Source organism: Enterobacter sp. 168J2 (genome assembly GCF_034107265.1).
Lineage (GTDB): Bacteria > Pseudomonadota > Gammaproteobacteria > Enterobacterales > Enterobacteriaceae > Enterobacter > Enterobacter nematophilus.
In genome coordinates this window covers 21,912-47,535 of the sequence record NZ_JAWNEB010000015.1, presented here as the reverse complement: position 1 = coordinate 47,535, position 25,624 = coordinate 21,912, and the positions used below count along the sequence as shown (strand labels likewise).

General features: G+C 58.4%; 18 protein-coding genes and 2 tRNA genes. 7 read left to right on the top strand and 13 right to left on the bottom strand.

Annotated elements, in window-relative coordinates:
* Nucleotides 1-7: 7 nt before the first annotated feature.
* Both USG84_RS22450 and shiA read right to left on the bottom strand, forming a co-directional pair.
* Entirely contained in the window at nucleotides 8-1,462 is a 1,455-nt protein-coding gene (locus USG84_RS22450; RefSeq protein WP_253542687.1) for an AMP nucleosidase, read from the bottom strand.
* Nucleotides 1,463-1,535: 73 nt separating this feature from the next.
* Nucleotides 1,536-2,849 carry a shikimate transporter gene (gene shiA, locus USG84_RS22445; RefSeq protein WP_253542685.1) on the bottom strand — a complete coding sequence of 438 codons (1,314 nt, stop codon included), beginning with the start codon at nucleotides 2,847-2,849 and terminating at the stop codon, nucleotides 1,536-1,538.
* Nucleotides 2,850-3,105: 256 nt separating this feature from the next.
* Here shiA and pagP point away from each other — a divergent pair, with 256 nt between their 5' ends.
* Complete coding sequence (gene pagP, locus USG84_RS22440) at nucleotides 3,106-3,681, top strand: lipid IV(A) palmitoyltransferase PagP (RefSeq protein ID WP_151413146.1); 576 nt, start codon at nucleotides 3,106-3,108, stop codon at nucleotides 3,679-3,681.
* Here the strand turns inward: pagP and USG84_RS22435 are convergent.
* The 3 genes from USG84_RS22435 to USG84_RS22425 are packed head-to-tail and all read right to left on the bottom strand — an operon-like array spanning nucleotide 3,678 to nucleotide 8,787.
* Nucleotides 3,678-4,643 (bottom strand): acyltransferase, encoded by a 966-nt coding sequence (locus USG84_RS22435; RefSeq protein WP_151413145.1) that lies wholly within the window; start codon nucleotides 4,641-4,643, stop codon nucleotides 3,678-3,680. The two genes, pagP and USG84_RS22435, sit on opposite strands and share 4 nt — an antisense overlap.
* Complete coding sequence (locus USG84_RS22430; RefSeq protein ID WP_151413144.1) at nucleotides 4,640-7,702, bottom strand: efflux RND transporter permease subunit; 3,063 nt, start codon at nucleotides 7,700-7,702, stop codon at nucleotides 4,640-4,642. Before USG84_RS22430 ends, USG84_RS22435 begins: the two co-directional genes overlap by 4 nt.
* Nucleotides 7,702-8,787, bottom strand: a complete 1,086-nt coding sequence (locus USG84_RS22425; protein ID WP_320738463.1) for an efflux RND transporter periplasmic adaptor subunit — start codon at nucleotides 8,785-8,787, stop codon at nucleotides 7,702-7,704. The genes USG84_RS22430 and USG84_RS22425 overlap by 1 nt, the downstream gene beginning before the upstream one ends.
* Nucleotides 8,788-9,184: 397 nt before the next feature.
* Here USG84_RS22425 and USG84_RS22420 point away from each other — a divergent pair, with 397 nt between their 5' ends.
* The 3 genes from USG84_RS22420 (at nucleotide 9,185) to ldtA (ending at nucleotide 13,315) form a co-directional block, all read left to right on the top strand.
* A complete protein-coding gene (locus USG84_RS22420; protein ID WP_151413143.1) occupies nucleotides 9,185-9,616 on the top strand; it encodes a universal stress protein in 432 nt (143 codons plus the stop codon).
* A 47-nt stretch (nucleotides 9,617-9,663) separates the two neighbouring features.
* Nucleotides 9,664-12,357 carry a cation-transporting P-type ATPase gene (locus USG84_RS22415; RefSeq protein ID WP_320738462.1) on the top strand — a complete coding sequence of 898 codons (2,694 nt, stop codon included), beginning with the start codon at nucleotides 9,664-9,666 and terminating at the stop codon, nucleotides 12,355-12,357.
* A 61-nt stretch (nucleotides 12,358-12,418) separates the two neighbouring features.
* A complete protein-coding gene (ldtA, locus tag USG84_RS22410) occupies nucleotides 12,419-13,315 on the top strand; it encodes a L,D-transpeptidase (RefSeq protein WP_061097723.1) in 897 nt (298 codons plus the stop codon).
* Nucleotides 13,316-13,464: 149 nt separating this feature from the next.
* Here the strand turns inward: ldtA and USG84_RS22405 are convergent.
* Nucleotides 13,465-13,540: transfer RNA gene (locus tag USG84_RS22405), tRNA-Asn, on the bottom strand.
* A 320-nt stretch (nucleotides 13,541-13,860) separates the two neighbouring features.
* Here USG84_RS22405 and nac point away from each other — a divergent pair.
* The gene (gene nac / locus USG84_RS22400) at nucleotides 13,861-14,778 is read left to right on the top strand and encodes a nitrogen assimilation transcriptional regulator NAC (RefSeq protein WP_028013742.1); all 918 of its coding nucleotides are present in this window, start codon (nucleotides 13,861-13,863) and stop codon (nucleotides 14,776-14,778) included.
* Between the two features lie 96 nt (nucleotides 14,779-14,874).
* On the top strand, nucleotides 14,875-15,825 hold the full coding sequence (gene cbl, locus USG84_RS22395) for an HTH-type transcriptional regulator Cbl (RefSeq protein ID WP_151413141.1): 951 nt from the start codon (nucleotides 14,875-14,877) through the stop codon (nucleotides 15,823-15,825).
* A gap of 54 nt (nucleotides 15,826-15,879) precedes the next feature.
* Here the strand turns inward: cbl and USG84_RS22390 are convergent, their stop codons facing one another.
* Nucleotides 15,880-16,800, bottom strand: a complete 921-nt coding sequence (locus USG84_RS22390; protein WP_151413157.1) for a LysR substrate-binding domain-containing protein — start codon at nucleotides 16,798-16,800, stop codon at nucleotides 15,880-15,882.
* 142 nt (nucleotides 16,801-16,942) lie between these two features.
* On the opposite strand from USG84_RS22390, the gene USG84_RS22385 reads away from it, so the two are divergent.
* A complete protein-coding gene (locus USG84_RS22385) occupies nucleotides 16,943-17,344 on the top strand; it encodes a RidA family protein (protein ID WP_253542671.1) in 402 nt (133 codons plus the stop codon).
* 54 nt (nucleotides 17,345-17,398) lie between these two features.
* Here the strand turns inward: USG84_RS22385 and USG84_RS22380 are convergent.
* The 6 genes from USG84_RS22380 to USG84_RS22355 form a co-directional block, all read right to left on the bottom strand.
* Nucleotides 17,399-17,474: transfer RNA gene (locus tag USG84_RS22380), tRNA-Asn, on the bottom strand.
* Nucleotides 17,475-17,638: 164 nt separating this feature from the next.
* Nucleotides 17,639-19,828 (bottom strand): TonB-dependent siderophore receptor, encoded by a 2,190-nt coding sequence (locus USG84_RS22375; RefSeq protein ID WP_061097727.1) that lies wholly within the window; start codon nucleotides 19,826-19,828, stop codon nucleotides 17,639-17,641.
* 26 nt (nucleotides 19,829-19,854) lie between these two features.
* Nucleotides 19,855-21,180 (bottom strand): lysine N(6)-hydroxylase/L-ornithine N(5)-oxygenase family protein, encoded by a 1,326-nt coding sequence (locus USG84_RS22370; protein WP_151413140.1) that lies wholly within the window; start codon nucleotides 21,178-21,180, stop codon nucleotides 19,855-19,857.
* Nucleotides 21,177-22,919, bottom strand: coding sequence for an aerobactin synthase IucC (gene iucC, locus USG84_RS22365; RefSeq protein ID WP_316330593.1), 1,743 nt, complete (start codon nucleotides 22,917-22,919; stop codon nucleotides 21,177-21,179). Before iucC ends, USG84_RS22370 begins: the two co-directional genes overlap by 4 nt.
* Entirely contained in the window at nucleotides 22,916-23,863 is a 948-nt protein-coding gene (locus USG84_RS22360) for a GNAT family N-acetyltransferase (protein ID WP_151413156.1), read from the bottom strand. Before USG84_RS22360 ends, iucC begins: the two co-directional genes overlap by 4 nt.
* Entirely contained in the window at nucleotides 23,863-25,605 is a 1,743-nt protein-coding gene (locus USG84_RS22355; protein WP_253542669.1) for an IucA/IucC family protein, read from the bottom strand. The genes USG84_RS22360 and USG84_RS22355 overlap by 1 nt, the downstream gene beginning before the upstream one ends.
* Nucleotides 25,606-25,624: the final 19 nt, after the last annotated feature.

The window sequence follows — 25,624 nt, the reverse complement described above, 5'->3', positions numbered from 1 at the left end:
CTTATTATTAGCGGAACGGCGGCTCGTTGAAGGTGCGCAGCTTGCGCGAATGCAGTCGGTCGCCTTCCGCCCGCAGCAGGTCAATGGCGCGAATGCCGATCTGCAGGTGCTCGGAGATGGCCCCTTCGTAGAAACGGTTTGCCTGACCCGGCAGCTTAATTTCGCCGTGCAGCGGCTTATCGGACACGCACAGCAGCGTGCCGTAAGGAACGCGGAAGCGGTACCCCTGTGCGGCGATGGTGGCGCTCTCCATGTCAATCGCCACCGCGCGGCTCAGGTTGAAGCGCAGCGCGGAGGCGGAGTAACGCAGCTCCCAGTTGCGGTCATCCGTCGTCACCACCGTACCGGTACGCAGGCGCTGCTTGACCTCTTCACCCGGCATGCCGCTCACCTCTTTGGTGGCGTCGTAGAGCGCGCGCTGTACTTCGGCGATGCTCGGGATCGGGATGTCCGGCGGCAGTACCGCATCCAGCACGTGGTCATCACGCAGATAGGCGTGGGCCAGCACGTAGTCGCCAATCAGCTGGCTTTCGCGCAGGCCGCCGCAGTGGCCAATCATCAGCCACACGTCCGGGCGCAGCACCGCCAGATGGTCACAGATGGTTTTGGCATTCGACGGGCCCACGCCGATGTTGATCAGGGTGATCCCCTGGCCGTCCGCGGTGATCAGGTGCCAGGCGGGCATCTGGTGTTTTTTCCACGCCAGATCGGAGATGGCCTGCTCGGGCGCTTCGGTTTCAGCGGTGATCCAGATCCCGCCCGCGCAGGACAGCGCGATGTACGGACTGTCCGGGTCGAGGATCTGGCTGCAGCCCCAGCGAACAAACTCGTCCACGTAGCGGGTGTAGTTGGTAAACAGCACAAACGGCTGGAAATGTTCGGCGGGCGTGCCGGTGTAGTGGCGCAGGCGCGCCAGGGAGAAATCCACCCGACGGGCGTCAAAGTGCGACAGGGGTGAAAACTCTGCCGGGTGATAAATCCCGTCAGCCGTCTCATCGCCAATCTGTGACAGCTCGGTGGTCGGGAAGTGGCGGGTCAGCCCCGCGCTCATGGAGCGGTCAAGGGTTAGCGCAGAACCGTCAATCACGTACGGATACGGGATCTCATGCTGCGAAGGCTCCACGGCAATGTGAGCGCCGTAATCCTGATACAACAGCGTTAGCTGCTCTTCCAGATAGGGGCGGAATAGTGCAGGGCGGGTGACGGTGGTGCTGTAGCAGCCGGAGTGGGTAAAACGGGCGTAGGCGCGGGTTTTCGGCGTCGTGCTTGCGCTACCGTCCCAGGTCACAGAGAGCGATGGATAAACAAAAAGGCCCTCGTTTCTGGCCTTTTGGTCGGGGAGTTTCCCTGTTTCGATGTATTCGCTAATGGCGCTGCGCAGCGCGTTGACGGACTGTTCATACAGCGCGTCGAGTTTTTCCAGCGCCTGAACCGGGGTCAGGCTGGAGCCCTTATTATTCATCTCTGTCTCCTTGTTCCACAGGTGTGCGACTCTACCCGATAGTATGTCACACGCCTGTGAAACAAAAGGGAGATCAGGCGTGGCTCGTCTCTTTCATCAGCAGCGCCGTGGCGGCAGAGAGCAGGCAGCCGGCCAGCAGATAGATCGCCACGCTGTGCCAGTTTCCGCCGGAGAAGGTGACCAGCGCGGCGGCGATAAACGGCGTAAACCCGCCGCCGACCACGCTCGCCACCTGGTAGCCCACGCCCGCGCCGCTGTAGCGATAGCTCGCGCCAAACAGTTCGGTAAACATTGGCTGCTGCACGCAGACCACCATATCGTGGGCGATGTTGGCGAGCATGATGGCGAAGAAGACAATCCAGAAGACCGACTGCGCCTCCAGCGCCATAAAGAACGGCCAGGCGCTGAGGCTGCCAATCAGCGCCCCGGTGATATAGACGCGGCGGCGGCCAAACCTGTCCGCCAGCCAGGCGAAGCAGGGGATGGTCAGGCAGCTGATCCCGCCGACCACCAGACCGATATTCAGGAACAGTTCACGCGGCAGACCGAGGTTCTGCGTCGAGTAGTTCAGGGCAAACGCGGTAACGATATACATCGTCAGCAGCTCGCACAGGCGCAGAGCGATTATTTTCAGAAAAGCGCCAGGATGCCGGACGAGGGCTTCCATCACCGGAAGACGTTTTTTGACGACCGCTTTTTCCTGCTGCTGTTCGAACTCTGCCGACTCCTCCATCCCGTTGCGGATCCACAGTGCGGCAACCACCAGCACGATGCTAAAGATGAACGGAATGCGCCAGCCCCAGCTCAGGAACTGCTCGTCGGTGGTGAGCTGGCTGATTAACGATACCAGCCCGGTAGAAAGTAGCAGGCCGACGCCGTAACCCACCTGTACGCCGCTGCTATAAAAGGCTTTCCGGTTTTTCGGCGCGCTTTCAACGGACAGCAGCGCCGCGCCGCCCCATTCGCCGCCCACGGCGAAGCCCTGGATGGCGCGCAATGTTACCAGCAGCACCGGCGCCCACCAGCCAATGGCGGAAAACGAAGGAAGAATGCCAATCAGCGCGGTAGCAATCCCCATCATCCAGACGGTGAGCATCAGCATGCGCTTGCGGCCGAGGCGATCGCCGAAGTGGCCAAAGATCACCCCGCCCAGCGGGCGAAACAGAAAGCCGACGCCGAAGGTGGCAAAGGCGGCGAGGGTGCCCATCGCGGGGCTGACCTGAGGAAAGAATTCGCGGTTAAACACCAGCGCGGCGGTGATGCCATAAAGCAGAAAATCATACCAGTCGACGACGGCACCCGCGAAGCTGCCGAGGGCGGCGCGGCGGGCGCGATTGAGCGAAGGTGTCTCCTCGTTGGGACGAGCGGAGATGAGGGTGGAGTCCATAGTTGTCCTGTCCGTACTGATTTTTAATTATTGGTATAAGAAAAGGTCACTCACATAGCTGCCGTCATATAAACGGAACCTATGAGACTACCGCGACAAAACGCCTGAGAAAACGTTTTTATCTTTCCCGAAGGCGCTGAATAAATAAATTTCATCTTCCCCTACCTCGACATAAATCAGTCTATTTGGCTCCGGTTAGGGCTGAATGGTTTACAGTAATAGTGACTGCTGCGTGAGTTAAGCTGAGGGAATAACGATGCAACGTAACTTTTCGGCACTCTGGATTGTCCTGTTTTTATTCGCCGCGCCGCTTCATGCCGAGTCGAAAGTCTACGGAGAACAGCGGATTAGCGGCTGGTGGAATGCGCTGACGGATGATATCTCCCGGACCTGGGAAGAGCCTCAACGTTACGACCTGTACCTGCCGTTCCTGAGCTGGCATGCCCGTTTTATGTACGACAAAGAAAAAACCGACAATTACAATGAAATGCCGTGGGGCGGCGGGCTGGGCGTTTCCCGCTATAACGAAGAGGGGAACTGGAGCGCGCTGTTTGCGATGATGTTCAAGGATTCGCACAACGAATGGCAGCCCGCGATGGGCTACGGCTGGGAGAAGGGCTGGTACCTGGATAATGCCAAAGATTTCCGCCTTGGGCTCGGTGCCGCGGCGGGCATCACGGCGCGCGATGATTTTGCAAACTATGTCCCGCTACCGTTTATCTTCCCGCTGTTTTCCGCCGGGTATAAGCGCGTTACCGTCCAGTTCACCTATATTCCCGGGACGTATAACAACGGTAACGTGCTCTTTGCCTGGCTGCGCTTAGGCTTTTAAAGGGTGATCACCTTTTTTGCCACGGCGTTAGACAATACCAGCATGGAGAAGAGAACAGAGGTAATGAAAGTAAGCACAATCAGCGCCAGCTTCATGCCGAGAGAGGTCACCGGTATCAGCGCCGTCAGCAGATGAAACACCGAATAGTGCACAATATACACACCGGTCATCGTTTTGCTGATGGCGGCCAGAATGGACTCCTTCAATTCAGCGTTGCGGCGAAAGCGCACCCCGTTCGCCGCAATCACCAGCGCGATAATCAGAATGTAAATTTGAGAGCCGGTGAGAATAAAGGCGTTTCTGTCCGCCTTGAACAGCGCGAAGAAGAAGTGGCGCTCGTAAAACCAGGTGAAGAGGTAGATAAACGGGATGGCGACAACCGCCGCCCTGACCACATTTTTGCGGCTAATCCACTCGGCGACTTTCGGGTCGCAGAAGAGTTGCCCCGTCAGATAAAACAGCAGCCATGTCCACAGCCGATACTGCGGTGAAAGAGAAAGGACGTGCGTTTCAGGATAGAGCGCCGATAGCAGATCGTATCCGTAGGAAAAGAGCAGCAGGGCGGCAATCGCGCCGCAGAACAGCGCTCGCCGCTGGCTAAGCCACTCAACTGCCGGGTGAAAGGTATAAATCACCATAAAGGCGAACACAAACCAGGGCTGAATCAGATACCCACGCTGATAGGGCTCCCACAGGTAGTAGATCGTTATCCAGAACAGAAAAACAATCACCAGGCTTTTAATTTTACTCAACTGCCAGCGGGTGCCGTGCCGGGACTGTCCGTCGAGATAGCCCGACACCACAAAAAACAGCGGTGTGGCGATGGTCGAGATAAAGGTTAAAAACCCCAGGATCCAGTGATAGTCATAATCATAATGATCCCAGGTGTTGTAGATGGTAAAGAAGGTCACCGCCGTCATACAGCCCAGCGTCTTGATAATGTTCAGCCCTGTCGCATTCATTGTGGTTTGGCTTCGTCCTTACGATGGAAACACGCATAGATAACGGGGAGTACCAGCAGCGTCAGGATTGTAGCAAACCCCAGTCCAAACATAATCACAACGGCCATGCTCTGGAAGAAAACGTCCAGCAGCAGCGGAGCTAGGCCAAGTACGGTCGTAAACGCGGTGAGCAGGATGGGTCGCAGGCGCGAGGTCGCGGCGTACACGATCGCCTCGTGCTGATCCTTTTGCGTTTTCTGCTGCTCGATCTCTTCCACCAGCACGATGCCGTTGCGGATCAGCATGCCGCTCAGGCTCAGCAGACCAATCAGCGCCATAAAGCCAAAGGGAATGCCGGTAAGTAAAAATCCCGGCGTCACGCCAATCAGCGCCAGCGGTACGGTCAGCCAGATAGCGACGGCATTTTTTACCGAGCTGAACATCAGAACCGTAATCACAAACATCACCAGATACCCGAGAGGCAGCGTAGTGAACAGCCCCTGCTGCGCTTCGCTGGAGTTTTCCGCGTCGCCCCCCCACTCGATGCTGTAGCCGTGTGGCAGGGGAAGGGCATCCACCTGCGGCTTTACGCGGGCGAGAATATCGCCGGAGGTTTGCTGGCTTAGCGGATCCGGGTCCGTCTGAACCGTCAGTACCCGCGAGCGGTCGCGTCGAAGGATTAGCGGATCTTCCCACTCCAGCGAGAAGCGGCTGACGACGTTACTCAGCGGGATATACTGCTGCCGCGTCTGGCTCCACACCAGCACGTTGTTCAGGTGACTGGCATCGAGCCTTTCGCTTTCCGGGGGCCTCACCACCACTGGCAGCAGGTCGCTGCCTTCCCGATACAGTCCCGCCCGGCTGCCGGAGAAATTCATCTCCAGCGCGTTGTCGACGTCCTGTTTATCCACGCCAAGCTCGCGTCCCAGCGCGGCGACGTACTGCGGACGGATCACCTTGCTGCGGTTTTGCCAGTCGTTCCTGACGCTGCCCGTGGCCGGGTCGCGCGCCAGAATATCGTCCACCTGGCTGGCAATGAGGCGCAGCCTGTCAGGATCCGGGCCTTTAATACGCACTTCAATGGCGCTGTCGCCGGAGGGGCCAAACATCACCCGTTTCGTGCTGGCGTTGACCTGCGGGTAGTTTCGCGCGATGTACTCATCAACGTGGCGGGTTAAGGGGGAAATGTTACGCTGGTCGTCCATTCTTACCATGATTTGGGCATAGTTGCTGTACTGGCGCTGTCCGCTGTAGGTCAAAATAAACCGCATACTTCCCTGACCGATTGTTGAGACGGTGGTTTCCACGCCCGGCTGGCCGTTAATCGTCTTTTCAATATCACCGGTCATTTTCTCGGTCCATTTGATATCGGTCCCGTAGGGTAACCACAGGTCGACAAAGAAAATCGGCGTATTAGACGACGGGAAAAAATTTTGCCGCACGGCGCCGAAGCCCCAGACAGACGCTGCCAGCAGCGCAGCCATGACAATGAGCGTCGGTGTCTTATGGTGCAGCAGCGTGTTAAGCAGGCGCTGGTAGGCGCGGTAGAGTCGTTTATCGTAAGGATCTGACTCGTCGGTTTTATCGGGCGCGCTGTCGTTTTTAAACAACCACCACTTAATCAGCACCGGCGTGATGGTAAGCGCCGAAAACCAGCTTAGCATCAGGGAAATCAGCAGCACCTGGAACAGAGATTTACAGTATTCCCCGGTGGAATCCTGCGACAGCCCGATAGGCGCGAACGCGAGGATGGCGATCACCGTCGCCCCCAGCAGCGGCAGGGCGGAGCGGCGGATGATATTGTTAACGGCGGTTAACAGCGGTGAGCCCTGCTGTCGGGCAATCAACACCCCTTCGACAATCACGATGGCGTTATCCACCAGCATGCTGAGGGCGATAATCAGCGCCCCGAGCGAGATGCGCTGCAGCTCAATGCCACACAGATACATAATCAGCAGCGTGCCCAGCACGTTGAGCGCGAGAGAAACCGCGATGATTATCCCGCTGCGTACACCCATAAAGATCAGCAGCACGCCAATGACGATCGCCAGCGCCATCAGGAAGTTAATAATAAAACCGTTAACAGAGTGGCCCACTTCGGCAGCCTGATCGTAAAACAGATCTATCTGTATGCCGGCCGGTTTTTCCGCCGACATCTGGTTTAGCTTCGCCTCCAGCGCGTGGCCCACGTCAATCACGTTCACGCCGGGAATAAACGAGACGCCCATGGTGACGGCTTTTTTACCGTTGGCATGGTAGATACTGGCTGGCGATTCGTTCAGCCCGCGCGATAGCGTGGCGATATCCCGCAGACGCGTCGCCGCCCCGGTGCCGGAAGGCGTGATGATGAGATCCGCCAGTTCATCAAGATTCTCGAATTCACCGGTCGGGTGCAGGCGAATGGATTCGCTGCCGGAGGTGATTTCTCCGGCGCTGGAAACGACGTTAAGCCTGCTGAGCAGGGCGGAAAGCTGGTTTAGCGTAATGCCCCTCGCGGCCATTTTGGTCAGGGAGATATCGATGTTGACCTGTTGGCTAATGGCCCCGCCGATGGCGACCTTCGCGACGCCGGGGACCAGTATCAACTCCCGGCGAAGCTGCTCCGCGTATCTCACCAGTTCAGGATTACTGAATTCATCTCCGGAAATTGCGAAGAAGAAGCCGAACACGTCGCCGAAATCGTCGTTAACAAAGGGCGTGACGACGCCGGGCGGGAACTGACGCGAGGCATCACCCACGCGGCGGCGCAGTTCGTCCCAAATCTGCGGCAGTTCGTTCGAGTGATAGCGTGAAGCGATGTTAACGGTGATTTGCGACAGACCGTTTGACGAGATAGAGCTGACGTTATCCAGATAAGGCAGCTGCTGAAGGGCATTCTCCAGCGGTAGCGTTACCTCTTCTTCCACCTGCTGAGCGGATGCGCCGGGGTAGTGGGTGACCACCACTGCGGTTTTGATGGTAAAAGCGGGATCTTCCAGCCTGCCGATATTCAACAGAGCGAAAATGCCCCCGATGCCCAGCAGCAGAATCGTTAGCCAGACGCGAACAGGGTTATTGATAAATTGACGAGAGATATCCATTACAGTCCCCGTTCACGCGTCCAGACACGCACCGGCTGGTTAGCGTGGAGCTCCCCAACGCCTGCGGCCACCACGCGTTCGCCCGCCTTCAGCCCGCTTACGATTACCACGCCTTCGGTACTCACTTGCCCCACGCTGACCTTGCGGTCTTCCAGGTGGAGCGCGTCGCCTTCTCCCGCCACGACCCAGACGTGTGGCTCATTGCGCGGGCTGTTGTCCGGATTAAAGACTGCCTCAACCGGTACGACCAGAGTCTCAGCGCCCGCGCCGGCCGGGAGGTTGCTTAAATTGATGGTCACCGTACCGCTTACGCCGCCGACGGCGGGAAAATCATCTGGTCGCGGCATGGTCAGTATCACCTGCCATGTCAGGGTATTGCTGTCGCTGCTGCCCGAGTGTTCTTTGTAGACGGCGGTAAATTCCCGATCCGGGATGGCGTTAATTCTCACCACGGGGCGATACTGAGCGTTGCGGATATCCAGGGTTTTGAACAGGTTTTCAGGAATACTAAACACCACGTCCAGCAGATCGGTTCGGGTTAGGGTTGCAATGGGCTGACCGGCAGACACAACCTGATGGTTTCGCACGTGCACACTGGCCGCCGTCCCGCTGAAGGGGGCGACGAGCGTCATCTGATTCAGCTCCTCTCGGGCAATTTGCAGCGCCGCATTCGCCGAATCGCGGTTTGCACGCTGCACGTCCATCTCGGCTTTTGAAATGGCCTGTCGTCCTGCCAGAGTCTGGAAGCGGTCGAACTGCCGCTGGGCCAGCGTCGCTGCCGTTTGTCTGTCGTTAACCCGCTGCTGGGCCTCACGGGCGTTCAGTCTGGCAAGCTGTTGCCCCTGCTTGATGGCTGCGCCCTGACGTATATCGAGCGCTTCAATTTGACCCGCGCGCTTGAAGGAAAGGTCTGTGGCATCGCCCGATTCAATGCGGGCGGGAAAGACGCGCTGCTGGGCGTGACCGGGGACGGCCACCTCCGCCACTTTTACCATTCGCGGCAGGGGGGAGGCACGCTCCGGTTTCGGGTCGCACGCCGTGAGCGTTAATAAAACGAACGGTAAAAGAGAGAGGTAGCGGTTCACTATATTCCCCTAATAAATAACTGTTTTATTTATTCCGTAGCAAGGGCAGGGGGTGACACTATTCGGCCAGAACAGTGACGACCATATAGGTAAATAAACCAATCGCCGTGCTGGCGATAATGGCAAGCGCAATAAACATACCCAGACGGATCAGGCTTAAACCATACATACATTCCTCCATGAGCCGGAAGCGGTAGCTGACTATGAGCATAGTCGGCGAAAAGATAAATGTTAAATAACCATTATCAGTGGGGAAGCGCTAAACCTGATATTCCTGTGCTACGTTTAATGTTATCCATCTTTTTTTACCGTAGCTGGCATTAAGGGCAACCCCCTGCATTTAATGCGTTTTTTAGCGTCATTCACTCTCGTGTTGGTTATAAAAAGGATGCTCGATATGTATAAAAACATTCTCGTTCCAGTGGATGTCTACGAGACAAGCCTGGCGGATAAAGCGTTGCAGCATGCACAGTTTCTGGCGCAAAGCGCATCGGGTGACATTCATTTGCTGCACGTCATGCCCAAATTTTCAGCCGAGCTGACGCGCGGTTTTATTTCAGATGCGCGCAAAATGGATGAATATATGATTAATAATGCGAAAGAAAAGCTGTCTGACCTGGTTAAAAAATTGAATCTGCCAGAAGAGCGTGTTCATCTCCACGTCCGTAGCGGGAATGTTCGTGATGAGGTTATTAAGCTGGCGGATGAACTTGCTGCTGGCGCGATTATTGTCGGCTCTCGAAATCCAAATATTCAAACCCATTTGTTAGGATCGGAGGCGGCAAGTATTGTGCGTTACGCCCACGTTCCTGTTTTCGTTATTCGTTAATTACATGAAAGCAAGGTGATTTCTGAATAGAACCTGAGGAAGGAACGATGAAAACAGGAAAACCTGAACGTCCGTATTATCAGCAAACCGTTGACGAAACCCTTTCTAATATCCAGTCCACCCTGGAAGGACTTAGCGGCACTGAGGCATCCGCCCGCCTTCAGCAGCATGGTGAGAATGCGTTACCGCAAAAAAAGGGTAAACCCGCCTGGCTGCGCTTCCTGGCGCATTTTAACGATGTATTGATTTACGTTCTGCTGGTGGCCGCGTTGCTTAAGCTCTTTATGGGCCACTGGGTAGACATGTTTGTGATCCTTGGGGTTGCGATCATCAACGCGCTGATTGGCCATATCCAGGAAAGCAATGCTGAAAAATCGTTGCAGAGTATTCGAAATATGCTCTCCAGCGAAGCCGTGGTGGTACGACAGGGGAATCATGAAACGATCCCCACCACGGCGCTGGTCCCGGGAGATATCGTGGTGATCCGTGCCGGGGATCGTATCCCTGCGGACCTGCGCGTGATTGAGGCGCATAACCTTCGCGTGGAGGAGGCCATCCTGACCGGCGAATCCACCGTTGTGGAGAAAAACAGCGATGCGTTAAGCGGGGAGTTGCCATTAGGTGACCGGTATAATCTGCTCTACTCAGGAACCACCGTCAGCTCCGGCGGCGGTAAAGGCGTGGTGGTGGCAACCGGGGGCGAGACCGAGTTGGGCCACATCAATCAGATGATGTCCGACATTGAAAAGCACCGCACGCCGCTGATGGTGCAGATGGATAAGCTCGGGAAGACCATTTTCATCACGATCCTGGTGATGATGGTGGTGCTGTTTGTCTTTAGCCTCCTGTTCCGGGATATGCCGGTTTCCGAGCTGGTGCTGTCGCTTATCAGCCTCGCCGTTGCCGCCGTCCCGGAAGGCCTGCCGGCCATCATTTCCATCATCCTTTCGCTGGGCGTACAGGCCATGGCGCGCCGCAAGGCCATCATTCGCAAGCTGCCCACGGTGGAAACCCTGGGGGCGATGACGGTCATCTGCTCGGATAAAACCGGCACCCTGACGATGAATGAAATGACGGTCAAAGCGGTGATCACCGCTGACACGACCTATCGCGTGGAGGGCGACAGTTACGAACCGGTGGGAAATATTCACCCCGTAGATGACCCGACGCCCGTCAGCGTGACGCAGGGTTCCCTGCTGGAACGCTACCTGCGCACCATCGACCTTTGCAATGACAGCCAGCTGATTAAAGACGAGCAGGGGCTGTGGAAAATCACCGGGGGCCCGACCGAGGGCGCGCTGAAGGTGCTGGCGGCGAAAATTCCGCTCCCGCCGCTCGATACCGAAATGCGCAGTAAAATCCCGTTTGATTCGCAGTATAAATACATGTCCACGCTGTACCGGCTGGGCGATGAGGAGGTGATTTTAATCACCGGCGCGCCGGACGTCCTGTTCCGCCTCTGCCATTACCAGCAGACGAATGACGGACTGCAGCCGTTCGATCAGCCTTACTGGGAAGGGAAGATTGAAGAGTATGCCCGGGCAGGGCTGCGCATGGTGGCTGCGGCCTGGAAACCAGCGGCCAGTGGACAGCGCGAGCTGGATCATCCGGACCTTCATGATGGCGTGATCCTGCTGGGTATTGCTGGAATGATGGATCCGCCGCGTCCGGAGGCCATTACCGCCATTGCCGACTGTCTGCAGGCCGGGATCCGCGTGAAAATGATCACCGGCGACCATCCGCAAACGGCAATGAGCATCGGGCAAATGTTGGGAATTGGTAACGCCGCAAGCGCTATCACCGGACGTGAGCTGGAGGCGATGGACGATCGTCAGCTGAGCGACGCCGCGCAGCAGTACGATATTTTTGCCCGAACCAGCCCGGAGGATAAATTCCGCCTTGTACAGGCTCTGCAAAGTAAACAGGAAGTCGTGGGCATGACCGGAGATGGCGTAAATGATGCCCCAGCGCTCAAGCGGGCGGATGTGGGTATCGCCATGGGGATTAAGGGGACGGAAGTCACCAAGGAAGCCGCGGACATGGTGTTAACGGATGACAACTTTGCCACCATTGCCAGCGCGGTGCACGAGGGGCGTCGGGTTTACGATAACCTGAAAAAGACCATTCTGTTCGTTATCCCCAGCAACATCGCGCAGGCTCTGCTGATCATCATCGCGCTGCTGGCGGGGAACCTGATTCCGCTGACGCCGGTCCTGATCCTGTGGATGAACATGGCGACGTCGGCAACGCTGTCGTTTGGCCTGGCGTTTGAAGCGGGTGAGAAGGACATCATGAACCGGCCACCGCGCAAGGCGAATCTCCACGTGATGGACGGGTATGCCATCTGGCGCGTGGTGTTCGTCGGTCTGATGATTGCCATCAGCGCCTTCGTGCTGGAGGCCTGGCTTCAGCCGCGCGGCTATTCGGCGGAATTTATCCGCACCGTGCTGCTGCAAACACTAGTCACCGCGCAGTGGTTCTACATGCTTAACTGCCGCGTTAATGACGGCTTCTCGCTGAGCAAAGGCCTGCTGGCGAATAAAGGGATTTGGATCGTGAGCGGCGTACTGCTGGCGCTACAGCTTCTTATCATTTACGCACCCTTCATGCAGATGCTGTTTGGCACCGAAGCGCTGCCGTTCCGCTACTGGGTCATCACCTTCTTGATTGGTTTTGTGATGTTCCTTATTGTCGAGGCGGAGAAAGTGCTGACGCGCCGGTGGCGCAAAACCGAGGCGTGATAGCGTAAACTGAGAAAGCCTGCCTGAGTCCAGGCTTTCTCTTTTGTGAGCACAGGAAATTATGATGCGACTTACCTGGTTCGTCCTTACGCTGTGTGCCGCTGTTCCCAGTGCGTTTGCCGTAACCTATACCCTACCGCCGGAAGGCAGTCGGCTGGTGGGAAACCCGATTATCATCACCGTTCCCGAGCGCAATACGTTACCGCTTGAGGCCTTTGCCGCACAGCACGGACAGGGGCTAAGCAATTTGCTGGAAGCAAACCCGGGCGTGGATCCTTTTTTGCCCAAATCCGGTACCCGACTGGTGATTCCCCAGCAGCTGATTTTGCCCGACACCGTCCGCGAGGGGATTGTGGTGAACGTGGCGGAAATGCGTCTCTACTATTACCCGCCGGGCAGCAATACGGTGGAAGTGTTGCCCATCGGCATCGGTCAGGCCGGGCGCGAAACCCCGCGAAACTGGGTGACGGCGGTTGAGCGAAAGCAGGAAGGGCCAACCTGGTCACCTACGCCGAACACGCGCCGCGCCTATGCGGCAGAGGGGAAAACGCTTCCGGCCTTCGTGCCCGCCGGGCCGGATAACCCGATGGGGCTGTATGCGATTTATATCGGCAGGCTGTATGCCATTCACGGCACAAACTCGAATTTCGGCATCGGGCTGCGGGTGAGCCAGGGCTGTATTCGCCTGCGTAACAACGACATCAAATATCTTTTCGATAACGTTCCCGTAGGCACCCGCGTACAGCTTATCGATCGGCCCGTTAAGGTGACCACGGAGCCGGACGGCAGCCGGTGGGTGGAGGTTCACGAACCGCTGTCGCGTAACCGGGTGGAATTTGAGTCAACCCGGAAAGTACCTCTTCCCATCTCCGCCGCGCAGCGAACGCAGTTGATAAACGAGGGCGCGGGCGCTGAACTGGAACGGCGGTCGGGAATGCCGGTTAAGGTAGGGATGTGAAGGCATTGTGCAGGCGGGCTGTTGCCCTCACCCCATCCCTCTCCCACGGGAGAGGGCGCACACACTAAAAACGGCAACAAGGTTGCCGTTATGCATTTACCTTGCGCAGAAAAGCAAAAAGCCTGCTTTAAAAGCAGGCTTTTCAAATTTGGCTCCTCTGACTGGACTCGAACCAGTGACATACGGATTAACAGTCCGCCGTTCTACCGACTGAACTACAGAGGAATCGTGTGAACGGGGCGCATATTATCGACCTGCGTTCGCCTTGTCAAAGGGTGGATCAACGCCTTTTGATCGTTTGCTGACAAAATCGGCAAAATGCTGTTTTTGACAGCGGAATGCACCGCTTTGGTGCGGGTATACCTCTAATGGGGCAGATCATAAACTGCTGTTTCAGTAATAAATCCCCCCTCCATGATTAGGTTTCCTTATTTTCAGGCGCTTAGCGAACAATTCAGACCGCACGGTAAAAGTGGCATTCATATTGCAAAACCTGTTCAACAACGACAGCCGGTTACGGCACAGCATTTCGAACAGGGGGCAAAATGAACTTAAGACGACTGAAATACTTCGTAAAAATCGTCGATATCGGCAGCCTGACTCAAGCGGCAGAAGTGCTGCACATCGCGCAGCCTGCGCTGAGCCAGCAGGTGGCTACTCTGGAAGGCGAGATGGATCAGCAGTTACTGATCCGCACCAAACGCGGCGTCACGCCAACGGAAGCAGGCAAGATCCTGTATACCCACGCCCGCACTATCCTGCGTCAGTGTGAACAGGCGCAGCTTGCGGTGAACAACGTGGGCCAGACCCTGAGCGGGCACGTTTCTATCGGGCTGGCGCCGGGAACGGCTGCGTCCTCTATCACCATGCCGCTGCTGCAGGCCGTGCGCGCCGAGCTTCCGGAAGTGCTGGTTTATCTGCATGAAAACAGCGGTTCTGTACTGAACGACAAGCTGCTCAACGGCCAGCTGGACATGGCGGTTCTTTACGATCGCTCCCCGGTTGCCGGGATCACCAGCCAGCCGCTGCTGAAGGAAGATCTCTACCTCGTGGGCACCCGCGACTGTCCGGGCCAGAGCGTAGATCTCACCGCCGTGGCAGAGATGAACCTCTATTTGCCGCGCGACTACAGCGCCGTGCGCGTGCGCGTGGACGAAGCGTTCTCCCTGCGCCGCCTGACGGCGAAAATCATCGGCGAAATCGACTCAATCTCCACGCTCACCGCAGCTATTGCCAGCGGGATGGGCGTCACCGTACTGCCGGAATCCGCCGCGCGCTCGCTATGCGGTGCGGCAAACGGCTGGATGGCGCGGATCACCACGCCGTCGATGAGCCTGCCGCTGTCGCTGAACATGTCCGCTCGCGGCTCGCTGTCGCCGCAGGCGCAGGCGGTAAAAGAGATTTTAATGTCGCTGGTCAGCAAGCCGTCGCTTGAGAACCGTGAGCTCCAGCTCGTGAGCTGATATTCCATAAAAGCATAAGATGCTGGTTTTTATTATTTGTTCTGCAGCGCAGCTGACTCTAACAATAGCGTTATGTCAGATGCGCCGGAGTGAATCGTGAATTTCCAGCAACTTAAAATTATCCGTGAGGCGGCCAGGCGGGACTACAACCTGACCGAGGTCGCCAATATGCTTTATACCTCTCAGTCCGGCGTCAGCCGCCATATCCGCGAGCTGGAAGAGGAGCTGGGCATCGAAATTTTTATCCGTCGCGGTAAACGCCTGCTCGGCATGACGGAGCCCGGTAAAGCGTTGCTCACCATCGCTGAGCGGATCCTCAACGAAGCCAGCAACGTACGTCGCCTGGCGGATCTCTTCACCAGCGATGCCTCCGGCGTGCTCACCATCGCCACCACCCACACCCAGGCGCGCTACAGCCTGCCGCCGGTGATCAAAGCCTTCCGCGAACTTTTCCCCGACGTCCGCCTGGAGCTTATCCAGGGCACGCCGCAGGAAATTGAAGGGCTGCTGCAAAACGGTGGGGCGGACATCGGCATTGCCAGCGAACGCCTGAGCAACGACCCGCTGCTGGTGGCCTTCCCCTGGTTCCGCTGGTACCACAGCCTGTTGCTCCCGCTCGATCATCCGCTGAATCAGGTTTCACCGCTGACGCTGGAAGACATTGCGAAATGGCCGCTGATCACCTACCGCCAGGGCATAACCGGACGCTCGCGCATTGATGAGGCCTTCAACCGCAAAGGGCTAACGCCGGACGTGGTGCTGAGCGCGCAGGATTCTGACGTGATTAAAACCTACGTCGAGCTGGGTCTGGGCATTGGCCTGGTGGCTGAGCAGTCCAGCGGTGAACGCGAGGACGGAAACCTGGTGCGCCTGGATACGCGGCATCTGTTTGACGCCAACACCGTCTGGCTCGGCCTGAAGCGCGGGCAGCTGCAGCGCAACTATGTGTGGCGTTTCATTGAGCTGTGCAATGCCGGTCTTTCGGTGGACGAGATCAAACGCCAGGTGATGGAGCCGGAAGAAGTGGCGATTGATTATCAGATTTAGGTGCTGGCTTGTCCGTTAGCGCTGCGCTGTCCGAATCAGGGGGCAGGGATGTCGTCACTTATTGTAAGTGGTGGGGACATGCTGCTGCATCAACTCAACGATCCAGTCAATAAAAACGCGCAGCCTGGCATTGACATGACGGTTCGGCGGAAATGCCAGGTACAGGGGCATTGGAGCAATACGCCAGCATTCAAATAGCGGAATCAAGGCACCACGAGCCTGATGGGCTGCCGCCATATAGGCCGGCAGCGCAATCACGCCTAATCCCGCGAGCCCAGCTTCGAGGTAAGCATTGCCATCATCTACCGCAAGCACATAGCTGCCCGTGATTTCAATACGTTCACTCTCACAGCGCAGTACCAGAGGATCAATTTTACCGGTGCGTGAGGAAAAGAATCCCACGATGCGATGGGCCGTATTTTCCAGCTCTCGCGGATGCGCAGGGGCGCCAAGGCGTTCCGCATAGCTCGGTGCGACGTAAACACCGATAGGCAGATCGCCGACATGGCGCGCGATCAGGGACTGGTCATTGATTTCGCCACCGCGCAGGACGCAATCCACGTTGTCGCCGATCAGATCCACCACCCGGTCACTCACGCCCATGTCGAACTGGATATCAGGGTAGCGCGCGTGAAAAGCCGGTAGCGCGGGAACCAGCACCAGGCGGGCGAGAGGAGTGGGCACATCTATCCGTAGCCGTCCCCGGGGCGTCATCGCCGCACTGGACAGGCTGTTTTCAGCATCTTCCATGTCCGCCAGCAGGCGGATAACGCGCTCGTAGTAGACCGCGCCATCAGGCGTGACGCCGAGCCTGCGGGTGGTGCGATGGTGCAGCTTGACGCGCAGACGCGCTTCCAGCTGCTGAATAAGCTGCGTCACCGTGGTTTTGCTCATATGAAGCGTTTGGGCAGCCTTTGTGAAGCTGCCTGCCTCCACCACGCGAGCAAAGGCGCGCATCGCATCAAAACGATCCATCCCTTGTCCTCTCTTTTCACCGATTGTTTGGATATTACAAACAATGATGGACAAAGTCGCTTGTTTATCCGCCGGATCTGCCACCTGTAAAGTGTCTGTATGTTCACCGGGCAGATTTCGCCCCATTATAAAAGGTACAAAAATGACAACACGCGAAGCCGTTTTTCCCTTCGGACGCCAGGCTCTCTATGAGCGCAATCGGTATTCACCCGCCATCAAATCTAACGGCTTGCTGTTTGTTTCGGGGCAGGTGGGTAGCCGGGAAGATGGCTCGCCTGAGCCCGATCTAAAAGCGCAGATCCGGCTGGCGTTCGATAACCTTAATGCTGTTCTCACGGCTGCGGGCTGCACGTTCGATGATGTGGTTGACGTTACCCTTTTTGTCGTCGATCCCGAGTCAAACCTCGACGCTATCTGGAGTGTCCTGCCAGACTATTGGGGGGAAGCGCCTTACCCAACGTTGACCGGGATCGGCGTGACGTGGCTGTACGGATTCCAGTTTGAGATTAAGGTGATTGCCAGGCTGGATGCGATTCTGAGTTAACTTCAGAGACGCAGAAAAGCAAAAAGCCTGCTATAAAAGCAGGCTTTTCAAATTTGGCTCCTCTGACTGGACTCGAACCAGTGACATACGGATTAACAGTCCGCCGTTCTACCGACTGAACTACAGAGGAATCGTGTGAACGAGGCGCATATTATCGACCTCGGTACGCCTTGTCAAAGGGTGAAAACACGCTTTTTGTTCGTTTGCCGACAATTTCAGCAAATCGCTGATTTTATGGCAAATTTGCGTTCAAATTGCACAATAAAAAGCGCCGCCCGCAGGCGGCGCACTGCATCAGAACAGTACGGAGTAGTTGAGACCAAACGTACGTCCGCGGCCTTTGTAGGTGTACAGGCCCGGTGCACCGTAGGTTGGGCTATACAGCCCCGGCGCGCGCTGGCCCCATGCGGTGGTGTAGTCTTTGTCCAGCAGGTTTTCCACGCTGAAGCTGACTTTCCCCACCGGCAGGGCGTAGCTGCCCAGGAAGTCGACCGTGTTATAACCATCGATCTTCTTGCCGTCGGCGTCAGACACGTCAAAGGTCTGCGTGCTCTGCACGCGCAAGGTCCAGTCGCCCGGCGCCCAGTTCACCCATGCGCTGGCTTTCGAAGGGCTTGCGCTGTCGACCGTCAGCTTCTCCCATTTCCCGTTTTCACGGGTTTCAGACTTGATGGCGTTAAAGTTCGCGCCGGTGCTCCAGTCGCTGTCGGTGAAGAAATAGTCCACCTGGCCTTCAATCCCGTAGATACGACGCTTGTCGTCTTCCAGGTTGATGGTCATATCCGTCTTGTTGATGGTGATGGTTTTATCCGAGAGCGAGTAATACGCCGCGACCTGCGTGCGCAGGTTGTCACCGGTGTAGCGCCAGCCCAGCTCGTAGGCGTTGACCTTAATGCCGTCCAGCGTTGAGTCGTTGACGTTCACGCTGTTCAGCAGGCGATAGTGGCCGTTGCTGAGCTGGTAGGTGCCTGAGCCGTAGTACTTCGCCAGGTCAGGGATTTCAAAGCCCTGGGAGAAGTTAAACCACAGCTGCTGCTGTTCGGTCAGGCGACCGAGGATCCCGGCGTTAAACAGGAAGTTGTTGTAATCGGTTTTCCCGCCCGGCACCGCGTCGGCGGAGGTGGCTTTCCCGGTGGCGATGGCCTGCTGCTGGGTGTAGCCAACAAAGTCATCCACCTTGTTTTCGGTGTACTGGTAGCGCACGCCGCCGCTCAGGGTGATAGCGTCAATGTCGTAGCTCGCCTGCAGGAACGGGGCGAGGTTGGTGATGCTGTAGCCCGGATAACGGCCCACGTTGTAGGCGTTGTCCAGCTCCATGCCGCCGCTCGCCGCCGCTTTGCTCAGGTCGAAGAACTGCTGGTTGGCATCGAAGGTTTCGTGGTCGGCATCTACACCCCAGGTCAGCGTCAAATCGTCCACCGGCTTGCTGTTCAGCGTCAGCTTGCCGCCGTAAAAATCGGTTTTCTGCTGCGACGCGCCGATGCTGCTGACCACGCCTTTGGTCAGGGTCGGGAACGGGTAGTAGGTCAGGCTCTCGTCGCGGTAGTAAATCTGCGCGACCAGGTCCTGGCCCCAGAAATCGGTATTGGAGTACTGAAGGTTAATCAGATGGCGCTCGGTACCCGGCACGCGGTCAGAGTCGAGATTATCCTTGTTGTACGCGGTGGCATCGCCCGTTACCGCCGAGAAGTTCTTCCCGAGGTACAGCCCATGCTTGCCGTCGGATTCGCTCTTGTAGTACTGGGTAGTGAGCTGCAGCTGCTGATGATCGTCGATGTTGAGGGTGCCTGTTCCCATCACATCAATACGGTCGGAATACTGCAGGCCGGTCTGGGTATTATCAATGATCACCTCGTCGCCGTTGCCGTCATACCAGCCGCCGTAGCGCTGATATGACACCGACAGACGGCCGGAGGCATTGTCGTTGCCGCCGCTCACGGCTGCCGATACGTTCTCATCGTGGTCGTTGTGGCTGTTAAACCCGCTTTTGGCCCCGGTCTGGAACTCAACTTCGGTCTCGGGCTGGCCCTTTTTGGTGACGATGTTCACCAGGCCGCCGGTGCTGCCGCCGCCGTAAAGTGACGTGGCGCCGGAGATGACTTCGATGCGGTCAATGTTGAACGGGTCGATAGAGTCGAGCTGGCGGCTGTCGCTGCGGGACGAGTTCAGGCGCACGCCGTCCACCATCACCATCATGGAGCGGCCCCGCAGGTTCATGCCGTAGTTGGTACGCCCCTGGCTGCTGACGTCCATGCCCGGAATCAGCTGCGCCAGCACTTCTTTAATCTCTTTTCCGCCCTGAACCTGCTGCTCGATCTCAGAACGCTCAATGACCCAGGTGGTCTGCGCCATCTCGGCCACGCTGCGGTGCGCGCGGCTGGCAGAGACCACGATATTTTCTTCCTTTTGTTCTTCCGCCCACGCAGAGGTAGAAAGCATTGCAAGCAAGCAAGGATTTAAAACCCAAAGATGAGAACGTTTCATTGTTATGTTGATCCTGATTGTGTGTGTCAGTACTCAGTGGTTTTTGCTAACGATTTAAAAACCTGGCTGCTCTCCGGGCTGGTGGTGCTCCGCCAGTGGATAACGCCAGGGGTGGTGGCCAGTTCAAACGGCTCGTCGGCATGCGCGCGATTGAGAATTCGCGCCGCGCGCCAGGCCATCAGGCTGAGCTGGGGTTCGGCAATGCCGAGACGGTGCATCCCGGCATTCACGGCAAACAGGCGGTTGCTCTGCGGGCCGTCCCATTCGAGGGTGAAATCGTTGTTAATGCAGAACGCTTCGTCCGCATCCAGATGCAGGCGGTGAGACAGCGGCGCGAGGAACGCGGGCTGCACGGCGCGGTAGCCGGTGGCGAAAATCACCACGTCGCTCTCCAGCTGCTCGTGACCGCCGTCGAGGTGATGCTGAATGCTCAGGCGATGTCCGGTTTCCTGACGCGTCAGGGCCATCACCGAGCGGGACGGCATCAGGTGCGCCCAGGGTTTTTCACGCAGCACTTCAAAGCGGTGGTACATGGCGCGGTAAATCGCCAGCAGGGACTCGGTGGTGATGCCGTCGGACGTCATCTTCTGCTCGTGTAGCATCTGACGACGGGCCTGTTCGCCGAGCGTGGAGAAGCTGTCCACGTATTCCGGCGTGAAGTATTCGTTGGCAAACGCGGCTTCATCCAGCGCGTTGTAGTTATTGCGGCGCGATACCCAGTTCAGGCTCAGCGGCTGGCCCCATTCCCCGCGGAAGATATTTAAAAACAGATCGGCGCCGCTCTGGCCGCCGCCGACAACGGTGACGCGCTTGCCGGCGAGGTCCGGCGTGCGCAGCATCATCTCGCTGGCGTGGAAGCAGGTATCGTCCTGCGCCGTGACGCAGTCAGGCAGGTTGATCTGTTTGCCAATCCCCACGCAGACGTGGCGCGCCAGGAAGCGGTCGCGCTGGGTCACTACCTCAAACAGACCGCGTTGCTCATCAAAGCTCACCTGCTGCACCTGCTGGCTGAAGGCGAGGTTGGTGAGGTTATCCGCCGCCCAGCACAGGTAATCGGCAAACTCTTCGCGGGAAACCGTGCGCTGCTCGGTGGTGAGGAAGCGGTAGAACTTTTTGCGCTGCACCAGGTAGTTCAGGAAGCTGTGGCGGTTGGTCGGCTCCACGGCGCTGACCAGATCCTTCAGGAAGCTGGTCTGCATGTGGCAGTCCGGCACCATCATGCCCGGGTGCCACGAGAAATGCGGTTTGCGCTCAAGGAACAGCGAGCTAAAGCCGTCCAGCCCTTCTGCGAGGGCGGCGACGCTGAGGTTAAACGGGCCAATACCAATGCCGATGAAATCATAGGTTTTCATTGCGCGGACTCCCGGGAGGCCAGAAAAAGAGGGTTATCAAGGTCGGTGACGTAGTTCGGCAGCATGCGGCTGCCGCCGTCGTGTTCGGAGAAGGTCAGTTTGACCGGGTTGAGGATCACGCGAATAATCTGCGGCTTAAACAGATCGAATTTCGCAAAGCGCTCCGCAAGCTCCGGGTGCGCGGCCATATAGCGGTGAAGCACCCCGGCAAGGATCTGGTAGAAGCAGTGTTCGCTTACGCCGCATTGCAGGGTGAGGCGCGAAATAAAGCGCAGCACCGTCACAAAGTTGCCGGTTTGCAGGTCGTGGATGATGTAGTCCGCGCTCAGGCGCGCCGTCACCGCTTTTACCTGCTCCGGCAGGCTCTGCGCCTGCGGGAAATCCTCGTCCACCAGGCGCATGTCGCCCTGGAAATCCTTCAGCAGGATGCGCTGTGGAACGTAGTCCTTCATCACCAGCGTGACGTTCTGGCCGTGGGCGATCAGCGCCACGCCGTAGCGGCAGAGCAGGTGGTAGAACGGGATCACCGTTGCCTCGAACAGCTTTTCCAGCCACGCTTCGGCGGTTAACCCCGAGCGCGCGATCCACGCGTCGATCAGCGGGCGCCCCGCGTTGTCGGTTTCCATCAGCGCCGCCATCAGCACCGCCTGCTCGCCTTCCTGAAGATAACAGGACGGGTTCTCGCGCCAGATCACCCCCAGCATCTCCTGATAGCGGTAGGGCGCTTTCGGCAGCGCCGCGTAACCCGGATGCGAGAGATACCCGGCGGCGGGTTCGCCCAGCACCTGCGCGCCGGAGCGGGCAAGCGTGGCGTCGGCGGCGAACTGCTGCTGCAGCCAGCGCGAGGCCAGCGGCCCGGCGGCAATATACTTGCCCGGAATGCCGCGATAGCAGGAGGTGTTGTAGATGGTCAGCGGCAGCTTGATGTCATACGGCGCGCGACGGCTTGCGTTGGTGAGCGTGCGCAGGGACTGCTGGGCCAGATACTCATCGCCAAACTCGCCCAGCTCAACCATTTCACCGCGGGCCAGCTGCGCCAGGAAATGAATGGCAATTTTTTGCTGCCACTGCCACGGGTGCAGCGGCACGGGCAGCCAGCCGTCGTCGAGACCCAGCCCCTGCCAGCGGGCGTTAAACCGGGCGCGCTCGGCATCGTCCATGGTGCTGGCCAGCAGAGCGTGATTGTCGCAATCGGCGTCGCTGCTCCAGACCAGATGTTCACGCTGGACGGCGACCCAGTGCAGGCGGAAGCGCCCGCGGTATTCCGGTGCGTACTGGCGCAGCGCGTCCAGACCCCAGCCGCGGCGTCCTTTGTTAAATATAAACTTCGGGTGGCCGCTCATCAGACACTGTAATTCATCCGGGTCGAGATGGATCAGCGCGTCCGCGTCCAGCGCTTCACGCGCCTGCAGCAGCTGCATGTCCCCGCGCAGCGTGGCGTAGAGATCTTCCATGTGCTCTGCCGTTTGCGCGTCGCTCATCTCCAGCACGGTTGCCAGCTGCAGCAGCGCGCTTTCCGCTTCCACGGCGGCGCCGCTGGCGGTGGTCAGCGTGTCCGGGTCGATATGCAGCCAGCCCCAGATCCCGCGCGTGGCGCGAAACTGCCAGGACTCGTTGCCCATGGCGATGCGCCAGCCGTCCGCCGACGCCGGCTCAGCGCGCAGGGTGCGTTCGTATTCCAGCTCGGCGAGGATCTTCGCCACCATCTCGCGGTTCACTTTCTGCCAGAGCGCGTTCACAGTTCCACCTCGCTGAAGAAGCGGTGACGCTGGCTCATGATGAGGCGCGAGCGCTTGTGCGGGAAGTCGAACTCTTTGATTGTGTCGAAACCGGCGGAGGCCAGATGGCGGAACAGGCGCTGGTTGTCGAAACGCGGCTCGGCCACGATGCGCGCGGTGCGCGGCTCATCGAGATACAGATAATGGCTGAGGCCGCGCAGCCAGCTGCGGATGTACTGCGCCCCGCGCCAGCTCTCTTCGCCCACCAGCATGTGCAGCCCACGGTCAAACGGCTGCCAGCGGTAGTGGCGGCCAATGCGGTCTTCTGCCGCCCAGTAGAGTTCAAAATAGCCAAATGGCTGGTCGTCGAAGCAGCCGATAACCGGGTAGCAGTAGGTTGAGTCAAGCTGGCGGCGCAGGTAGTTTTCCTGCTCGGCCTGCGGGCCCGCCATCTCCCAGAAGGCGTTCACGCGCGGGTTATTCATCCATTGGGTGAAACGCTCGCCGTCCAGCGCCACGTCCGCCACGCGGAAGCTCAGAGTGCGCTTGATTTGCGGATCGTAACGGCGATAGACCTCCCCCTGCGGGCGGCGAGGGCGCAGCGGGAAGTACAGCTGGCGGCTCTCATCAAACTGCATCCCGCCGCTGGCCTGCGGGCGTTCGCCTTTCAGCCACAGCGGCAGCTGCCAGAAGGTTTCACGCGCCAGATAATCCCCGTGGGCCTGGCTAAACAGCGCCTGCGCCTGGGGTTCATCCTGCCAGTCCGCCCACGGCAGGGTAATGCCGGACAGGGCGGGCGCGGCAACAAACAGCTGATCGAGCGCTTCCACCAGCCAGCCGTCCGGAAGCTCGTTCAGACGCTCCAGCACCGCGCTGCCGTCAAGACCCAGCGTCAGCGGCAGGTTTTGTTCCGTTGCGGTGCAGCGAAAGCCGTAGCCGGAATGGACGATATTCGCGATGGCCATCACGCCTTCTCCTTGTAAAACGGGTTGCTAAAGTCGAAATAGATCACCGCCGGATCGACGATGGTGTTTTCGTTGCGATCGTGCAGGTAGCAGAAGAAGTTGCCTTTGCAGTTCCAGTTCGGGCTGTCGAGCACGTAGTCGAGGCAGCGGGTCTGCTTCGCCGTCGTGCGCAGTTCGGCCAGCGCGTCACGCACGCGCGCCATCAGGCTTTCTTCGCTGTCGAAACCGGCGGCGGCGAGGGCGGCGGTAACCGCAAGGGTGGAGTTCAGCAGCAGGTAATAAGGGAAGTAGCGCAGCAGCTGGCTCTCACCGAAGCGGTTTTCCACGTCAGTTTCGCCCGCGTCTTTCAGCCACGCGTCGGCCCCTTCGGTCCAGGCGCTGCCCTGGCAGTCGCGGTAAATCAGTCCGACGGGGAAATCCTGCTGCATCTCTACGAGGATATTTTGCTGGTGCGCCAGCAGCACCAGTCCGTAGTCCGCCTCGGCGCTGAACAGCGGAAGCAACACGCGGTCGCAGTAGGCGTCCAGCCAGCAGCGGGCGGCCTGGGCGAGCGGTAAATCCAGACGCTGGCTAAGACGTCGCACCGCTGCGGCCAGCAGGCTGTCGCCGCCGTCCGGGGCGGCCTGGGTCAGGCTCACCAGCACGTTGGTCTGGGTGTCCGGCGTGTCAAACAGCAGGTTTACGCGCAGGGCCATCAGGCTCTCTTCCTGAATGACGCCGCTTTCATCACGCAGCCCTGCCCAACCGTCTTCCTGCATCACGCGCATGGTCGGGTAGCGCGCCTGTAAATCCTGCCAGCGTGCCGTTTTCGCCAACCGCGCCAGGCGCATGCCGCGCTTAACCTCTTTGACCGACAGCGTGCGCACGGAGTTGGTCAGGCGCACGCTGAGGGAGAACTTAATCATGTCGCTGTTGGTTTCGCTGTACAGCGAGCGTGAGGAGCTGGTGGGCAGCCACTGCGCACCGGCTTCGCCCAGATCCTGCAGCGCGCCGTTTGCCACCAGCCGCTGGCACCAGTCCTGACCCAGCAGGTGTTCTGCCTGCCACGGATGCATCGGCAGCAGCCAGCGGGTGTCGGTGAAGCGGCCGAGCAGATCGGGCGCGCTCTGGGCGGCGAAGCGCAGCAGGCGCTCGCGCAGGGAGACGTTCAGGCTGTCGCCGGCAACGAGCGTGCTCTCAACGGCAAACCAGCGCAGCGGGAAGCGGGAGCCGAAATCCGGCAGATACCGGCGCGCCTCGGTTTCGTTGAACGGCTCGTGGGATTTTGGCGCAGGGTGGAACGCGTGGCCCACCAGCAGCGCCTGTTCCGCTTCGGCAAACGTCAGCGGCTTATCGCGCAGCGTGGTCCAGTTGTGGCGCAGATCAATCGCCTGCCAGGTATGGGTATGGCTTTCCAGCGCGCGCTGCTTAAAACGCGTCAGCGTATCGGCATCCAGCGAGCCTTTTACCGAGGGTTTTTCAAGAATTAAATCAACCAGTTGAGTGAAAGTGACGGCGTCACCGCTGTCGCTATCGCTCTGAATAAGCGTTGCCGGGAAACGGTACTGATGGTGCTGGGTTGGGGAGAAATAGCGTACCGGAACCCGAAGGGCCTGGGAGGAAGAGAGCGGAATATGAATGTACGCTAACTCATCCGCTGCGGCTGCGGGGAGATAGCGCCAGTCCTTCGTTTCGCGTAACAGGGCGTTTAAAAAACACTGGGCTGCAACGTCTGTACCGGCAGAGCGGGGCAGAGCACGCATAGATGTACCTCATTCCATG

Excerpts from the sequence above, each read along its gene's own strand:
- USG84_RS22420 (WP_151413143.1), top strand. The coding sequence starts at position 9,185 with ATGTATAAAAACATTCTCGTTCCAGTGGATGTCTACGAGACAAGCCTG.
- ldtA (WP_061097723.1), top strand. The coding sequence starts at position 12,419 with ATGATGCGACTTACCTGGTTCGTCCTTACGCTGTGTGCCGCTGTTCCC.
- USG84_RS22370 (WP_151413140.1), bottom strand. The coding sequence starts at position 21,180 with ATGAAAACCTATGATTTCATCGGCATTGGTATTGGCCCGTTTAACCTC.
- shiA (WP_253542685.1), bottom strand. The coding sequence starts at position 2,849 with ATGGACTCCACCCTCATCTCCGCTCGTCCCAACGAGGAGACACCTTCG.
- USG84_RS22355 (WP_253542669.1), bottom strand. The coding sequence starts at position 25,605 with ATGCGTGCTCTGCCCCGCTCTGCCGGTACAGACGTTGCAGCCCAGTGT.
- USG84_RS22450 (WP_253542687.1), bottom strand. The coding sequence starts at position 1,462 with ATGAATAATAAGGGCTCCAGCCTGACCCCGGTTCAGGCGCTGGAAAAA.
- USG84_RS22435 (WP_151413145.1), bottom strand. The coding sequence starts at position 4,643 with ATGAATGCGACAGGGCTGAACATTATCAAGACGCTGGGCTGTATGACG.
- USG84_RS22415 (WP_320738462.1), top strand. The coding sequence starts at position 9,664 with ATGAAAACAGGAAAACCTGAACGTCCGTATTATCAGCAAACCGTTGAC.
- USG84_RS22385 (WP_253542671.1), top strand. The coding sequence starts at position 16,943 with ATGACAACACGCGAAGCCGTTTTTCCCTTCGGACGCCAGGCTCTCTAT.
- USG84_RS22390 (WP_151413157.1), bottom strand. The coding sequence starts at position 16,800 with ATGGATCGTTTTGATGCGATGCGCGCCTTTGCTCGCGTGGTGGAGGCA.
- USG84_RS22360 (WP_151413156.1), bottom strand. The coding sequence starts at position 23,863 with ATGGCCATCGCGAATATCGTCCATTCCGGCTACGGCTTTCGCTGCACC.
- pagP (WP_151413146.1), top strand. The coding sequence starts at position 3,106 with ATGCAACGTAACTTTTCGGCACTCTGGATTGTCCTGTTTTTATTCGCC.
- USG84_RS22430 (WP_151413144.1), bottom strand. The coding sequence starts at position 7,702 with ATGGATATCTCTCGTCAATTTATCAATAACCCTGTTCGCGTCTGGCTA.
- USG84_RS22375 (WP_061097727.1), bottom strand. The coding sequence starts at position 19,828 with ATGAAACGTTCTCATCTTTGGGTTTTAAATCCTTGCTTGCTTGCAATG.
- nac (WP_028013742.1), top strand. The coding sequence starts at position 13,861 with ATGAACTTAAGACGACTGAAATACTTCGTAAAAATCGTCGATATCGGC.